Origin of the sequence: Enterobacter sp. 200527-13 (assembly GCF_027924865.1) — a bacterium.
Taxonomy (GTDB): domain Bacteria; phylum Pseudomonadota; class Gammaproteobacteria; order Enterobacterales; family Enterobacteriaceae; genus Enterobacter; species Enterobacter ludwigii.
In genome coordinates this window covers 84755-100057 of the sequence record NZ_BSCM01000007.1, presented here as the reverse complement: position 1 = coordinate 100057, position 15303 = coordinate 84755, and the positions used below count along the sequence as shown (strand labels likewise).

Here is a 15303-nt window from a genome sequence, read left to right as displayed (position 1 = left end):
CGCCCGGCGGTCCGGGCGGTGGGATAATTATTTGGCGACCGAGGACGAACCGTCGGCGTGCCACTTAAAGACACCAAACTCAAATCCCTTCAGATCGCCTTTCTCATCCCAGTTCAGCGGCCCAATCACGGTGTTCGCCCCGTGTGCTTTTAAATCTTTCACCAGATCCAGCGGTTCTTTGCTGCCGGTGCGATCCAGCGCGGTTGCCAGAGACTGCACCGCCGCGTAGGTGATCCAGACGTACGGACCACTTGGATCTTTCTTCTGCGCCTTGAGCGCGTCTACGATAGCCTTGTTCGCAGGATCCTGGTCATAGCGTTTTGGCATCGTCACCAGCATGCCTTCGCCTGCGTCCCCGGCGATGTTCGACAGGGAGGCGTTACCGACGCCTTCTGGCCCCATAAACTGGGTTTTCAGCCCGACCGAACGCGCCTGACGCAGCATCTGACCCATTTCCGGGTAGTAGCCACCGTAATAAACAAAATCGATATTCTCTTTTTGCAGACGGGCGATCAGCGCGGAGAAATCTTTCTCGCCAGCGGTGATGCCATCAAAGAAGACGATATTCGCGCCGCCTTTTTTCAGCCCGTCCTGAACGGAGCGCGCCAGGCCTTCGCCGTACTGCTGTTTGTCATGAATAATGGCGATGCGCGTCGGCTTGACGGTGTCGAGGATGTATCGGGCGGCGGTTGGTCCCTGAGACGAGTCCAGACCGGCAGTACGCATGATGTGCTGATAACCGCGCTGAGTCAGTTCAGGGTTGGTTGCGCCCGGGGTAATCATCAGAATGCCTTCGTCTTCGTAGATATCAGACGCAGGCTGGGTGGACGACGAGCACAGGTGGCCAATCACGTACTGGATGCCATCGTTCACGATTTTGTTAGCGACCGCGACGGCCTGTTTGGGATCGCAGGCGTCGTCATATTCCACGCCAACCAGCTTGTCGCCTTTGATGCCGCCTTTGGCGTTGATGTCTTTGATTGCCTGGCGAGCACCGTTGAACTCCATATCCCCCCACTGGGCAACAGGACCGGACATCGCACCCACTACAGCAACCTTAATATCTTCCGCCATGGCTGCATGCGAAATCGCCAATGCAACCATCCCCGCGATTAACGTCTTCGCGTTCCTTTTCATCTCTGAATCCCCATTCGTGATGTCGTGTATATATTTTGTTTTATTATGGTTAAAAAGCATTCTGTACTTTTAATGCACAACGCTATTTTTACCAGCGCCTTTAATGGTTTAGCGCAGTTTTTTCATAAAAACCAGACTAAAATCTCTATTTTTCAGGCGATTAAGCAAAGATAATATTCTGAAATAGGGCAGAGATAAACAAATAAAATTGCAGTTTGCAGCATAAAATAACGGTACAAAGCGCCGAATAATTCACTGCCATTCAGGTTAAAATTCTGCTTATTTTTCGATCCATGTGTTTTCAAACTGCCCTTCGCGCTGCCAAAAAACTAATCACCTGGTGAGCCGGGATAAAAAGAGGAAGCCGCTGAGGGAATAAATTGAGTACACTGCCCCTACTCAATTTGATTTGGACAAGCAGCTAATGAAACTGACTATCGTGCGTCTGGTGACCTTTAGCGACCAGGATCATATCGACCTGGGCAAGATCTGGCCGGAATATTCCCCTTCTTCACTCCGCGTCGATGAGACACACCGCATCTACGCCGCCCGCTTTAACGAGCGTCTGCTCGCCGCGGTTCGCGTGACCCTGAGCGGCACCGAAGGGGCGCTGGACTCACTGCGCGTACGTGACGTGACCCGTCGTCGCGGTGTGGGGCAGTATTTAATTGAAGAGATAATCCGTGAAAACCCGAACGTTACCTCCTGGTGGATGGCCGACGTGGGCGTGGAAGACCGCGGCGTGATGGCGGCGTTTATGCAGGCGTTAGGGTTTACGGCGCAGGAAAACGGGTGGGAGAAACGTCAGGTTTGCTGAATGCCGCCTGATGCCCTCACCCCGCCCCTCTCCCACGGGAGAGGGTGCAAATACTAAAACGGCAACCGAAAGGTTGCCGTTTGCTTTTATTTGGCGTCGGTCGCCGTTCCGTTAGCATGCCAGTCAAACACGCCGAACTCGAAGCCTTTCAGATCGCCCTTCGCATCCCAGGAAAGCGGACCCATCACGGTATCGACAGAGTTGGCTTTCAGCCAGGTGGCAATCTCAGCCGGATCGGCTGACTGGTTCAGACCCGCCTGCAGAGACTGCAGCGCAGCGTAGGTGGTCCAGACGAACGCGCCGCTTGGATCCTGTTTCTTCGCCTTGATGGCATCTACGATCGGTTTGTTCGCAGGCACCTGGTCGTAGTTCTTCGGTTTGGTCACCAGCAGGCCTTCAGCAGACTCACCGGCGATGTTAGACAGGGAAACGTTCGCCACCCCTTCCGGGCCCATAAACTGGGTTTTCAGGCCGGCCGCACGTGCCTGACGCAGGATCTGGCCCATTTCAGGGTGATAGCCACCGTAGTAAACGAAATCAATATTCTCTTTCTTCAGACGCGCCACCAGAGTGGAGAAGTCTTTCTCACCGGCGGTGATACCGTCGAAGAAGACCACATTGGCATTGCCTTTCTTCAGACCATCCTGCACGGCACGCGCCAGACCTTCACCATACTGCTGTTTGTCGTGAACAATCGCGATACGCTTCGGCTTCACGTTGTCCAGAATGTATTTTGCCGCGGTTGGGCCCTGGTCTGAATCCAGACCGGTGGTACGCAGGGTCAGCTTATAGCCACGTGCGGTCAGCTCCGGCGCCGTTGCAGCCGGGGTGATCATCAGAATGCCTTCGTCTTCGTAGATATCAGACGCGGGCTGCGTGGAAGAGGAGCACAGGTGACCGATAACGTATTTGATTCCGTCGTTCACCACTTTGTTCGCCACGGCAACCGCTTGTTTCGGGTCACAGGCATCATCATATTTTACGATCTGCAGTTTTTCGCCCTTGATACCGCCCTTAGCATTAATGTCTGCAACCGCCTGTTCTGCGCCGGTAAATTCCTGGTCGCCGTACTGTGCTACCGGACCGGACATCGCGCCCACGACAGCCACTTTAATATCGGCCTGTGCCATCGTGCTGAATGCCAACGCAATACATCCTGCCAGTAACGCTTTACCCTTCATATTCATCCTGAGATTCCCCATTATTATGGTTATTACGATTGTCGTGATGTTGTTGTGTAGCGCTTTATTTCAGTTATAGGTATGACAGTCGCGCTTTTTCAGCATACTCTGCTAAAACATACCCCATTTTTATGATTTTGGAATAGCTAATTTGAAATGAATATATGATAAGCCCGGCAGGGATCACCGCCGGGCCAGGGCTTTAACGTGTCAGCGACGCGGAGATAATATCCAGCGCTTTACGGAACTGAACTTCGGGGATGGTAAGCGGATAGAGGAAACGGATAACGTTGCCGTACACGCCGCAGCTCAGCAGCAATAGACCTTCCTGCAACGCACGCTCCTGGACCTGACGCGTGAATTCCGGCGACGGCAGTCCGGTTTGCGGGTCGTTAAACTCCACCGCCACCATTGAGCCCTGGGCACGGATATCGGCAATAAACGGACAGTCCCCCTTCGCTTTGTTCAGCACTTCCACCAGATGATGGCCAAGATGCGCCGCGCGCGTGCAGAGTTCCTCTTCATCAATCACATCCAGCACGGCATGGGCTGCGGCAATCGCCAGCGGGTTGCCAGCGTAAGTCCCGCCCAGCCCGCCAGGTGCGGGGGCATCCATCACCTCCGCCCGGCCTGAGACCGCCGAGAGCGGCATCCCGCCGGCCAGGCTTTTCGCCATGGTGATCAGATCCGGCTTCACGCAATGGTGTTCCATCGAGAACAGCTTGCCGGTTCGCGCAAAGCCACTTTGCACTTCGTCGGCAATCAGCAAAATTCCGTGCGTATCGCACAGTTCGCGCAGGGCCTGCATAAAATCGGCGGGGGCAATGTTGAATCCCCCCTCCCCCTGAACCGGTTCCAGGATAATGGCCGCCACCTGGTCCGGCGCAATGTCGGCTTTGAAGATGCGTTCGAGGCTTTTTAACGCTTCTGCCGTGCTGACGCCGTACAGATCATTTGGATAGTGCGCGTGATAAACCGATCCGGGAAACGGACCGAAACCGAGTTTGTACGGCGCCACTTTCCCCGTCAACGCCATCGTCATAAAGGTACGGCCGTGGAAGGCACCGCCAAAGGCGATCAGGCCAGGACGACGGGTATACGCGCGGGCAATTTTTACCGCGTTTTCGACCGCCTCTGCTCCCGTAGAGAAGAAAGCCGTTTTGGCAGGCCCATCAACGGGTACACGTTGGTTGATGCGCTCGGCAAGCGCCACATAGCCTTCGTACGGGACAATCTGGTATGCCGTATGGGTAAATGCGTGGAGTTGTTTTTCGATGGCGGCAATAACTTTTGGATGCCGATGGCCGGTATTCAGCACCGCAATCCCGGCGGCGAAGTCGATATACTCGTTACCCTCGACGTCCCACACCGTGGCATTTTCGGCTTTATCGGCGTAGAAGTTACACATCACGCCGATACCGCGCGGCGTCGCCTGCAAACGCCGGTCATTCAGTTCACTGTTTTTCACCCTGTCCCCCTGAGAAATTCACCTGCTTAGCGCATCTGTAAGTGTTTGCCAGGGGGAGGGAATTCGCCAGAGCGGGAGATAAAAAAACAAAACCCCCGAATTTGCATTCGAGGATTATCGGGGACATCGCGGAAATTACGCTTCGATAGCGGCGCGAAGTTTTTTCATGGCGTTCTTTTCAAGCTGACGCACACGTTCAGCGGAGACGCCGTAGCGGTCGGCCAGCTCCTGCAGCGTGGACTTGTTGTCTTCGTCCAGCCAGCGGGCGCGGATAATATCCTGGCTACGTTCGTCGAGGCCTTCCATTGCTGAAGTCAGCTTGTTCGCGGCCTGATCTTCCCAGTTATCCTCTTCAATGCCGTCAGCAAAGTTAGAGGTTTTATCCTGCAGATACAGAACCGGTGCCATTGGCTGGCTGTCAGAGCCGTCGTCGTCGGAGGACATATCGAAGGTCATGTCCTGCGCGGCCATACGGGATTCCATCTCACGCACGTCTTTGCTGGATACGCCCAGCTCGCGCGCCACCATTTCAACTTCATCCTGATTGAACCAGCCCAGACGCTGCTTGGTTTTACGCAGGTTGAAGAACAGTTTACGTTGCGCTTTTGTCGTGGCGACTTTCACGATACGCCAGTTGCGCAGCACGTATTCATGAATTTCTGCTTTGATCCAGTGCACGGCGAAGGAGACCAGTCGCACACCCACTTCCGGGTTGAAGCGACGTACAGCCTTCATCAGACCGATGTTACCTTCCTGAATCAAGTCCGCCTGCGGCAGGCCATAGCCCGCATAATTACGAGCAATGTGAACAACAAAGCGCAGGTGAGACAGGATCAGCTTTTTCGCTGCTTCCAGATCGCCCTGGTAATGCAGCTTTTCAGCAAGCTCCTTTTCTTCCTCGGCCGTTAACATCGGCCAGGTGTTCGCAGCCCGGATATAAGATTCCAGGTTACCAACAGGGGCTAAAGCTAAAGTTTGCATTTCTTTGGTCATTCATTCCTCTCAATGTTTCTTCTGGTCCAGGCTGTCCCCATCAGGCAACAACCATGCCAAAGCGTTTGAGCCACGAGATTAGCATTCACTCTTTTATCAGACAGTGATTTTATCCACAAGTTCCAGGTGCAACGGTGAATAAATTACGCACAAATTGTGACATGGAGATGATAACAGGGGAAGAGACAACAGGGACGCTTTCCCTGCAGAGCGAACATCTCGGTGCAGGGAAAGATTATATCACGCTTTTATTAGTCGGGAGTAAAGTGACGTAAATGTTGCACGGTTGCCAGCCATGCTGCCACCCAGCCGATCATCGAGCACACCAGCAGCAGTAACAGGCACTCATCGAACCCTAAGCCGCTGATATCAAACTTCGTTCCGAAAACCTGCGCCACTTCGGTTACGGCAGAGGACAGCCGCATCACCAAAATTTCTGACAATATCAGTGAAAGAAATGCGCCGGAAAAACCGAGCAATGCGCCGCCGTACAGGAACGGACGCAGGATGAAGCCATCCGTCGCACCAATCAGTTTCTGCACGTTGATGGTGTCGCGACGCGCGAAAATGCTCAGGCGCACGCTGTTACCGATGACGAGGAAGACCGCCGCCACCATCAGCACACCAATCATCGCCGCCACGCGCCCTACCAGCCCGGTCAGCGCAGCAAGACGCGCAAACCAGCTGTCATCCATGCGCACTTCATCAATCCCGTTGATACGGGTGATGCGGTCACGCAGGGTGTTGAGCGAATCGGTCCCCTGGAAATCGAGTTTCGGGATCACCACCGCCACGGCCGGGAGGGGGTTCTCTTCAAGCATGTCCAGCGCACCGCCAAAGCCTGACCAGTTACGGAACTCACCCAGGGCTTCTTCACGAGAGAGATAATTCACTTTCTCTACGCCCTGTTCGGCCTGGATTTGCCCCACAACCTGCGCCGCTGCGTTATCGTCGAGCGCCTTATCCAGATAGACCGTGATCTGCGGAGAAGGATAGTACTGCGACGCCGCCTGGTTAACGTTTTTATAGACCATGTAGCAGACGCTTGGCAGCGTCAGGGAGATGGCAATCACCATCACCGTCAGGAACGTCGCCAGCGGTTTGCTTTTCAGGTCCTGCAACGCACCGTGGAACGCATAACGCACCTGCTCGTTGAACACGTTGGTTTTGCGGGAGTTCGGCTTAGGCGCCGCTTTCGCACGCTTTGGCGCATTACGATTGCCGTCACCGCCGCCCTGCGGCTTACGGAAGCGGTCAAACCGGTTTCCGAACTGCCGAATCTGGTTTATTGCATCACGCTTATTCACCGAGGCCTCCGTGCAAATGACCGTCGCTCAGGGTCAGCATGCGGTACGAACGACGGGAAATCAGCCCGATGTCGTGCGTTGCCATCAATACCGTCACCCCAACGCGGTTAAATTCCTCAAACAGACGCAAAATCCCTTCTGACAGGGCGTCGTCCAGGTTACCGGTCGGTTCATCCGCCAGCAGTACCGCAGGTTTGTTCACCACCGCACGGGCAATCCCCACACGCTGCTGTTCACCGCCAGACAGCTGGATCGGGAAGTTCTTCGCTTTGTCCAGCAGCCCGACTTTATCCAGCGCCGCAGAGACGCGACGACGGATATCATCATAGCTGGCACCGGCAATAATCAGCGGAATGGCCACGTTATCGAAAACGGTGCGATCCATCAGCAGGTGGTGGTCCTGGAAAATCATGCCAATCTGACGACGCAGGAACGGCACCTCACGGTTTTTCAGACGGCTAATATCATGGCCGCTGAACCAGATTTTCCCGGCGCTCGGCCGCTCGATCCCACAGATAAGCTTGAGCAGGGTACTTTTCCCCGCGCCGGAATGGCCGGTCAGGAATGCCATCTCGCCTGGCTGCAGGTGGAATGTCACCCCCTGCAGCGCTTGTCTCCCACCGAGATAGGCCTTGCTGACGTGTTCAAAGCGAATCATTGTTAGTCCTCTCGGGCAAATAGTGCCTCAATAAAGTCGTCCGCTTTAAACGGACGTAAATCCTCAATACGCTCGCCCACACCGATGTAACGGATAGGAATATTGAACTGATCGGCCACGGAGAAGATCACCCCGCCTTTCGCGGTGCCGTCCAGTTTGGTCAGCGTGATCCCGGTCAGCCCTACCGCTTCATGGAACAGCTTCGCCTGGCTGATGGCGTTCTGTCCGGTGCTGGCATCAATGGTCAGCATAATTTCATGCGGTGCCTCTTCGTCCAGCTTCTTCATGACGCGGACGATTTTCTTCAACTCTTCCATCAGGTGCGCTTTGTTCTGCAAACGCCCTGCGGTATCGGCAATCAGCACATCCACGTTACGCGACTTCGCCGCCTGGATGGCGTCAAAGATAACGGAGGCGGAATCCGCACCGGTATGCTGCGCAATCACCGGAATGTTGTTACGCTGGCCCCAGACCTGCAGCTGCTCAACCGCCGCCGCACGGAAGGTATCACCTGCCGCCAGCATCACCGATTTGCCCTGCTGCTCAAACTGTCGCGCCAGCTTGCCGATGGTGGTGGTTTTCCCCACACCGTTCACGCCAACCATCAGAATAACAAATGGCGTTTTGCCTTCAATATTAAGCGGTTCGTCAACTTTTGCGAGGATTTCACCCATCTCGTCTTTCAGCAGACCGTACAGCGCTTCGGCGTCACGCAGCGCCTTGCGGCTCGCCCCTTCGGTCAGACTGGCGATGATCTTACGGGTTGTTTCCACCCCAACGTCGGCGATCAGCAGTTGCTCTTCCAGCTCTTCAAAGAGATCGTCGTCGATCTTCTTGCCGCGGAACAGACTGATAAATCCGGAACCTAAGTTTTCTTTGGTTTTGAGCAGGCTACGCTTCAGGCGGGCGAAGAAACCTTCTTTGGTGGGTTTTTCCTGCTCCTGAGCAACCTCTTCACCCTGCTCTGGTTGCGCTTCCACCGGCACGACGATAACCGCTTCTTCCGCCGCGTCTGCCGCCAGCGCCTGGGCTTCCAGCTCTTCGTCGGTAAGCGCTGGCTCGTCTTGTGCTTCTTCTTCCACCGCCTCAACAATTTCGAGGGTTTCTGCCTCGGCCTGCCACTCCTGCGCTGAAACCTCTTCGGCTTTCACCTCTTCCGGCAGCGGCAACGTTTCATGCTCGATAATCGCCTGCGGCGTATCGATAACGTCTTCTACCACAACGGGTTCTGGCTTCTCGCTTTCCTGAACCTGTTCGGTAACTTCCACCACCTCTTCAGCAAAGGCTTCGGTCTCTTCTTTGCTGTGCGCGTGCTCTTCCGCGTCGACAACGGCGGCAGTTTCTACCGGCGTTTCAGGCTGAGACTGCTCTTCAACGGCTTGTTGTTCTTCGGTTTTCTGCTCTGTTTCTTGCTCTTTTTCACCGAAGCCCAGCCAGGAAAAGAAGCCACGTTTTTTTTGTTTTGCCATCTGCGACTACACTCCTCGCGGCGCTATATACATGGAAGCTAAAAAAATGATGAAATAGTCTAACACTTTACTTAATTGACATCACCGCCCGCAATCGCAGGCCAATTGTTAACAGAGCTTTCCAGAGATGAAGAAACCCAACCGCGCCCCAGCCGGTCAAATTCGTATTATCGGCGGCCAGTGGCGAGGCCGGAAATTACCGGTGCCGGATAGCCCCGGACTACGCCCAACCACGGACCGCGTACGCGAAACGCTGTTTAACTGGCTGGCCCCCTCAATGGTGGATGCCCACTGCCTGGACTGCTTCGCGGGCAGCGGCGCGCTGGGTCTGGAGGCGCTGTCGCGCTATGCCGCCAGCGCCACGCTGCTGGAGATGGAGCGCGGCGTTGCGCAGACATTGCAGCAAAATCTGGCAACGCTGAAAGCGACCAACGCCAAAGTAGTGAATACCAACACACTGAGCTTCCTCGCGCAAAAGGGCACGCCGCACAACGTGGTGTTTGTCGACCCGCCGTTCCGCAAGGGGCTGCTGGAAGAGACGTTATCCCTGCTGGAAAACAACGGCTGGCTGGCGGATGACGCGTTAATCTACGTCGAAAGCGAAGTCGAAAATGGTTTACCGCCGGTCCCGGTTCACTGGGATCTGCACCGAGAAAAAGTGGCAGGTCAGGTCGCTTATCGTCTGTATCACCGTCAGGCACAAGGAGAATCCAATGCCAGTACTGATTAATGTGGGACGTTTGTTGATGCTGGGCGTCTGGGCATTTCTGCTCCTCAATCTGGTGCACCCGTTCCCGCACCCGATGAACATCTTTGTGAACGTGGCCTTTATCTTTACCACCTTCATGCACGCCCTGCAGATGGTGATGCTGAAAAACGGCCTGCCAAAAGACGGTCCGCAGATGACCGGCTGGCAGCAGCTGCGCGTGTTTATTTTTGGCGTATTTGAACTGCTGGTGTGGATGAAGAAATTTAAGGCCCAGGCGAAGAAGTAAGGCGCCTCAAGCCTCAGCTGACCCCTCTCCCTGCGGGAGAGGGAACATTACCGATCTGGCGTAAACCCTTCAAACCGCGACCCTTTGTAACTCAGAATCCCTTTTTCTCCCACCGTCAGTTGATGGTACTGCTGCGCCTCCAGACGGTAGGTCATCTCCAGCCCGCCGGTTTCCGGCTTAAAGCTCGCTTCATAGCGCATGGTGGCTCCCACCGGCGTAACCTGCTGCTGGCGCGAGCGTCGGTCATTGAGGGCTTTCTCGCGTTTATTGCTTACCACCACGCGTTTTTGCATCAACGGCGCGGCATCGTTGTCCGCCTTCTCACGGCGCTGCTGCACGAAACGAAAGGAGGCGGCAATGACGATAATCGCCACCACGATAACGAAAAAAAGCGGCATCTTGCTCATTCAAAAATCCCATCAGATTATACGGAATTCAGGATACCTTGCCTTCCCCGGCATTGCCAAACGCCTGCCCCCATCACTACACTGAATAAGAAACTGATTATTCAGACTCAACAGTTACAGGGAGTTAATATGCTTTGGTCATTTATCGCTGTCTGTTTTTCCGCATGGCTTTACGTCGATGCATCCTATCGCGGCCCTGCCTGGCAGCGATGGTTGTTTAAACCCGTCACGCTGTTGTTACTCCTGCTGCTTGCCTGGCAAGCGCCCATGTTTAACGCCGTCAGCTATCTGGTTCTTGCCGGTCTGTGTGCGTCCCTGATTGGTGATGCCTTAACCCTGCTGCCGCGACAGCGCCTGCTGTATGCCGTTGGGGCATTTTTCCTGTCGCATCTGCTTTATACCATTTACTTCGCCAGCCAGATGACGCTCTCCTTCTTCTGGCCGCTGCCGCTGGTGCTGCTGGTCATTGGCGCACTGTTGATCGCGGTGATCTGGACGCGTCTGGAAGAGATGCGCTTGCCTGTCTGCACGTTTATCGCCATGACGCTGGTGATGGTATGGCTGGCGGGTGAACTGTGGTTCTTCCGTCCGACGGCACCGGCAATGTCCGCGTTCTTTGGTGCCACGCTGCTGTTACTCGGGAATATCGTCTGGCTGGGCAGCCACTATCGTCGCCGCTTCCGTGCGGATAACGCGATTGCCGCCGCCTGCTACTTTGCCGGGCACTTCCTGATTGTGCGTTCACTGTATATCTAAATAAGCCTTGACTCTGGAGTCGACTCCAGAGTGTATGCTGCGGTTAATGAGAAAATTATCATTACCGGAGACTGCCATGTCGACTCCAGAAACACCTAAAAAAGTTCCACAATTCTCGGCACTTAAGCTCAGCCCCGTTCCCGTGAAGGACGACTGCTGCTGCGACGGCGCATGCGAAACGCAAAACACGCCGCCGCTCCCGGAAAGCGCAAACCGCTACAGCTGGGTGGTCAACGGTATGGACTGCGCGGCCTGCGCCCGTAAAGTCGAAAACGCGGTAAAACAGGTCCCGGGCGTCAGCCACGTCCAGGTGCTCTTCGCCACCGAGAAACTTCTGGTCAGTGCCGATAATGACATCAGCACGCTGGTTGAAGCCGCCGTCAGTAAGGCCGGTTACAGCCTGCGCAGCGAAACCGCACCTGTCGAAAAGACGTCAGCCCTGCGAGAAAACCTGCCCATTATCACCCTTGTCATCATGATGGCCCTGAGCTGGGGTCTGGAGCAGTTTAACCACCCGTTCGGTAACCTGGCGTTCATCGCCACGACGCTTGTCGGACTGTTCCCGATTGCCCGTCAGGCCGTGCGGCTGATGAAAAGCGGAAGCTGGTTCGCCATCGAAACGCTGATGAGCGTGGCGGCGATCGGCGCGTTGTTTATTGGCGCGACGGCGGAAGCGGCCATGGTGCTGCTGCTGTTCTTAATTGGCGAGCGCCTTGAGGGCTGGGCGGCGAGTCGGGCACGGAAAGGGGTCAGCGCGCTGATGGCGCTGAAACCGGAAACCGCAACGCGGGTGACGGGCAGCGAACGCCAGACGGTGGCTATTAACACGCTGCGCCCGGGTGATGTGATTGAGGTCGCCGCCGGCGGGCGTCTGCCTGCGGACGGTGAACTGCTTACCGCCACGGCGAGTTTCGATGAAAGTGCCCTCACCGGCGAGTCGATTCCGGTTGAACGCTCAGCGGGCGAGAAAGTGCCTGCAGGCGCCACCAGCGTCGATCGTCTGGTGCAACTTACGGTCCTCTCCGGACCGGGTGAGAGCGCCATCGACCGCATCCTGAAGCTGATTGAAGAGGCCGAGGAGCGTCGCGCCCCCGTTGAGCGCTTTATCGATCGCTTCAGCCGGATCTACACCCCCGCCATCATGCTGGTCGCCCTGCTGGTGACAATTATTCCACCGCTGTTCCTGGGCGCAGCCTGGGAGGGCTGGGTTTATAAAGGTCTGACGTTGCTGCTGATTGGTTGCCCATGCGCGCTGGTGATCTCCACGCCGGCGGCCATTACCTCCGGTCTGGCGGCCGCGGCGCGTCGTGGAGCGCTGATTAAAGGCGGCGCGGCGCTGGAGCAGCTGAGCCAGGTGCAACATATCGCCTTCGATAAAACCGGTACGCTGACGGTGGGTAAACCGCAGGTCACGGGCATTTATCCTCAGGAGGTCAGTGAAAATACGCTGCTCACCCTGGCCGCTGCCGTCGAACAAGGCTCCACCCACCCGCTGGCACAGGCGATAGTCCGCGAGGCGCAGTCGCGTGGGCTGGACATCCCTGCCGCCACCGCACAGCGGGCGCTGGTCGGGTCCGGGATTGAAGCCGACGTTGAAGGGAATAACGTCCTGATCGTTGCCGCGAATACGTTTCCGGCGGCCGGGCTGAGCCAGCAAGTCCAGGCGCTGGAACAGGCCGGGCAAACCGTGGTGATGGTGGTGCAAAACGGCGTGGCGATAGGGATGCTGGCACTGCGTGACACCCTGCGTGACGATGCAAAAGACGCCGTCGCCGCGCTGCATCAACTGGGCGTGCAGGGGGTGATCCTCACCGGGGATAACCCGCGAGCCGCGGCAGCGATTGCCGTTGAGCTGGGGCTGGCGTTTAAAGCCGGGTTATTGCCTGCGGATAAAGTGAGCGCCGTAACGGAACTGAACAACCATGCACCGCTGGCAATGGTGGGTGACGGCATCAACGATGCCCCGGCGATGAAAGCCGCCACCATTGGCATTGCAATGGGCAGCGGCACCGACGTGGCGCTGGAAACCGCCGACGCAGCACTCACCCATAACCGCCTGACCGGGCTGGCGCAGATGATTGCTCTGGCGCGCGCCACGCGGGCCAATATCCGTCAGAACATCGGGATTGCGCTGGGCCTGAAGGGGATTTTCCTGGTCACCACGCTGCTCGGTATAACCGGCCTGTGGCTGGCGGTACTGGCGGATACCGGCGCGACGGTACTGGTGACGGCGAACGCGCTCCGCTTATTACGTCGACAATAACACGAGATGCCCTCTCCCACCGGGAGAGGGCGGAAAACGGCGTCACTGCATCCCTAACACGCGCGGCAGCCACAGCGAGATGGCCGGGATGTACGTCACCATCGCCAGCACCACCAGCAGCATGCCGTAAAACGGCAGCATCGCGCGAACCACATGCTCGATTTTCTGTTTACTTACCGCGCTCGCCACAAACAGCACCGAACCGACCGGCGGCGTAATCAGCCCGATCCCCAGGTTCACCATCATGATCATCCCAAAATGCACCGGATCGATGCCCAGCGAATTGGTCACCGGCAACAGCACAGGCGTCAGGATCAGGATGATCGGTGCCATGTCCATTAACGTGCCGATCAGCAGCAGCATGATGTTGAGATACATCAGGATCACGTACTTGTTATCGGAGAGCGAGGTGAAGAACTCGGTGATACGGCTCGGGAGCTGCATGTAGGTCATCACCGCGCCAAACGCCGCCGCAAAGCCAATCAGTATCATCACGATGGTGACGGTTTTCACCGTCCTGCACATCAGCTTCGGCAGCTCGTTCCACTTGTAGTCCCGGTAGATAAACATGGTGACAAAGAACGCCCACAGACAGGCCACAGCAGCGGATTCCGTTGCGGTAAATATCCCGGACAGTATCCCGCCGAGAATAATCACTACAGTCATCAGCCCCCACAGCGCGTCCAGCGTGATTTTCAGCGCCTGCTTAAAGGGAATTTTTTCCCCTTTCGGGTAGCCACGTTTGCGGGCAAAGCCCAGACACATTGCCATCAGGCTTACGCCGAGCAGCAGCCCTGGCAGCACCCCCGCGATAAACAGCGTCGCGATAGAGACCGTCCCGCCTGCCGCGAGGGAATAAATTACCGAGTTGTGGCTGGGCGGGATCAAAATCGCCTGTACCGACCCGCTGGCGGTCACCGCCGCCGCATACTCGCGCGGATAGCCCTTCTTCTCCATCTCCGGAATCATTACGCTGCCAATGGAGGCCGTATCCGCCACCGACGAGCCGGAAATCGCGCCGAAGAACGTGGAGGCCACAATATTCACCAGCGACAGCCCACCGCGAATAAAGCCAACAAACACGTAGGCGAAATTGACCAGCCGTCGGGCAATCCCCCCTTCCGCCATAATCGCACCCGCGAGAATAAAGAAGGGGATCGCCAGCAGCGTGAATTTATTCACCCCGCTGGTTATCTGAATCATCAGCGCCTCGAGGGGTAAATCTATCCACAACGCGCCCGCGACGGCGCTTAGCCCGACGGCAAAGGCCACCGGCATCCCCAGCGCCAGCAAAATGGCGAGGGTGAATAACAAAACGAATGCATCCATTGTTCACCCCTTAACTGTGGTTGCCGATCAGCACGACGGGACGGTGTTCCTGCGAGCCAAACAGCAGGCGCTCAATCACAAACAGGATCAGAACGGCAGAGCCCACCGGCAGCGGCAGATAGCTCTCGCCGGAGGTCAGGACCGGAAATTCGGCGACCGGTTGCTCCCAGAGTTCGACGCACAGCCAGTAGCTGTACCAGAACATCAGGCCAGCGATCAGCAGCATCAGCAGATCAACGGCCCGTGCGCAGACGGTTTTTAACGGCCCGGGCAGCCGGTCGGTGAGCATATTCACCGCAATGTGCGAACCGGCACGGTAGCTGACCGCCGCGCCGATAAAGGTGAAGGTCACCATGCAGATGATGGCAACCGGCTCCGGCCAGGATTCACCGCGGTTAAGCACATAGCGCGAAAAGATGCCGATGGGGATCACAATCGTCATCACCAGCAGCGAGATGCCCGCCACGGCCATCGCCAGCAGGTAGAGACGGTCCATCCACTTCAGATAGAGTTCGGACATACG

15 protein-coding genes are annotated in these 15303 nt (G+C 56.4%); 5 read left to right on the top strand and 10 right to left on the bottom strand.

The genetic code is table 11. The features are described from left to right. Nucleotides 1-27 precede the first annotated feature (27 nt). Nucleotides 28-1137, bottom strand: coding sequence for a high-affinity branched-chain amino acid ABC transporter substrate-binding protein LivK (livK, locus tag QMG44_RS19305; RefSeq protein ID WP_020884546.1), 1110 nt, complete (start codon nucleotides 1135-1137; stop codon nucleotides 28-30). Nucleotides 1138-1561: 424 nt separating this feature from the next. Between livK and panM the strand changes: the two genes are divergently transcribed. Then, entirely contained in the window at nucleotides 1562-1954 is a 393-nt protein-coding gene (gene panM, locus QMG44_RS19300) for an aspartate 1-decarboxylase autocleavage activator PanM (RefSeq protein WP_020884545.1), read from the top strand. An 86-nt stretch (nucleotides 1955-2040) separates the two neighbouring features. Here the strand turns inward: panM and livJ are convergent, their stop codons facing one another. From livJ to ftsY, 6 genes are all read right to left on the bottom strand, one after another. Continuing rightward, on the bottom strand, nucleotides 2041-3141 hold the full coding sequence (gene livJ / locus QMG44_RS19295) for a branched chain amino acid ABC transporter substrate-binding protein LivJ (protein ID WP_072126534.1): 1101 nt from the start codon (nucleotides 3139-3141) through the stop codon (nucleotides 2041-2043). A gap of 196 nt (nucleotides 3142-3337) precedes the next feature. Then, nucleotides 3338-4603: a 4-aminobutyrate--2-oxoglutarate transaminase gene (locus QMG44_RS19290; RefSeq protein WP_086532976.1), complete on the bottom strand. Its 1266-nt coding sequence runs from the start codon at nucleotides 4601-4603 to the stop codon at nucleotides 3338-3340. Between the two features lie 135 nt (nucleotides 4604-4738). Then, nucleotides 4739-5596, bottom strand: coding sequence for an RNA polymerase sigma factor RpoH (gene rpoH / locus QMG44_RS19285; RefSeq protein WP_014172011.1), 858 nt, complete (start codon nucleotides 5594-5596; stop codon nucleotides 4739-4741). A 251-nt stretch (nucleotides 5597-5847) separates the two neighbouring features. Further along, entirely contained in the window at nucleotides 5848-6903 is a 1056-nt protein-coding gene (gene ftsX / locus QMG44_RS19280) for a permease-like cell division protein FtsX (RefSeq protein ID WP_014172012.1), read from the bottom strand. Beyond that, a complete protein-coding gene (gene ftsE, locus QMG44_RS19275) occupies nucleotides 6896-7561 on the bottom strand; it encodes a cell division ATP-binding protein FtsE (RefSeq protein ID WP_014172013.1) in 666 nt (221 codons plus the stop codon). Before ftsE ends, ftsX begins: the two co-directional genes overlap by 8 nt. Nucleotides 7562-7563: 2 nt before the next feature. Beyond that, a complete protein-coding gene (gene ftsY / locus QMG44_RS19270; protein ID WP_086532977.1) occupies nucleotides 7564-9030 on the bottom strand; it encodes a signal recognition particle-docking protein FtsY in 1467 nt (488 codons plus the stop codon). A gap of 127 nt (nucleotides 9031-9157) precedes the next feature. Between ftsY and rsmD the strand changes: the two genes are divergently transcribed. After that, nucleotides 9158-9760, top strand: coding sequence for a 16S rRNA (guanine(966)-N(2))-methyltransferase (gene rsmD, locus QMG44_RS19265; protein WP_020884541.1), 603 nt, complete (start codon nucleotides 9158-9160; stop codon nucleotides 9758-9760). Beyond that, complete coding sequence (locus tag QMG44_RS19260; protein WP_086532978.1) at nucleotides 9744-10025, top strand: DUF1145 family protein; 282 nt, start codon at nucleotides 9744-9746, stop codon at nucleotides 10023-10025. The genes rsmD and QMG44_RS19260 overlap by 17 nt, the downstream gene beginning before the upstream one ends. A 47-nt stretch (nucleotides 10026-10072) precedes the next feature. On the opposite strand, the gene QMG44_RS19255 is transcribed toward QMG44_RS19260, so the two are convergent. Beyond that, on the bottom strand, nucleotides 10073-10432 hold the full coding sequence (locus QMG44_RS19255; RefSeq protein WP_086532979.1) for a DUF2500 domain-containing protein: 360 nt from the start codon (nucleotides 10430-10432) through the stop codon (nucleotides 10073-10075). Between the two features lie 129 nt (nucleotides 10433-10561). Here QMG44_RS19255 and QMG44_RS19250 point away from each other — a divergent pair, with 129 nt between their 5' ends. Beyond that, on the top strand, nucleotides 10562-11188 hold the full coding sequence (locus QMG44_RS19250; RefSeq protein ID WP_014172018.1) for a lysoplasmalogenase: 627 nt from the start codon (nucleotides 10562-10564) through the stop codon (nucleotides 11186-11188). 76 nt (nucleotides 11189-11264) lie between these two features. Further along, nucleotides 11265-13451, top strand: a complete 2187-nt coding sequence (gene zntA / locus QMG44_RS19245) for a Zn(II)/Cd(II)/Pb(II) translocating P-type ATPase ZntA (protein ID WP_086532980.1) — start codon at nucleotides 11265-11267, stop codon at nucleotides 13449-13451. A gap of 42 nt (nucleotides 13452-13493) precedes the next feature. Here the strand turns inward: zntA and QMG44_RS19240 are convergent, their stop codons facing one another. Both QMG44_RS19240 and QMG44_RS19235 read right to left on the bottom strand, forming a co-directional pair. Beyond that, nucleotides 13494-14780, bottom strand: coding sequence for a TRAP transporter large permease (locus tag QMG44_RS19240; protein ID WP_020884539.1), 1287 nt, complete (start codon nucleotides 14778-14780; stop codon nucleotides 13494-13496). Between the two features lie 10 nt (nucleotides 14781-14790). Continuing rightward, nucleotides 14791-15300 (bottom strand): TRAP transporter small permease, encoded by a 510-nt coding sequence (locus QMG44_RS19235; RefSeq protein ID WP_049022906.1) that lies wholly within the window; start codon nucleotides 15298-15300, stop codon nucleotides 14791-14793. Between the last annotated feature and the right edge of the window lie 3 nt (nucleotides 15301-15303).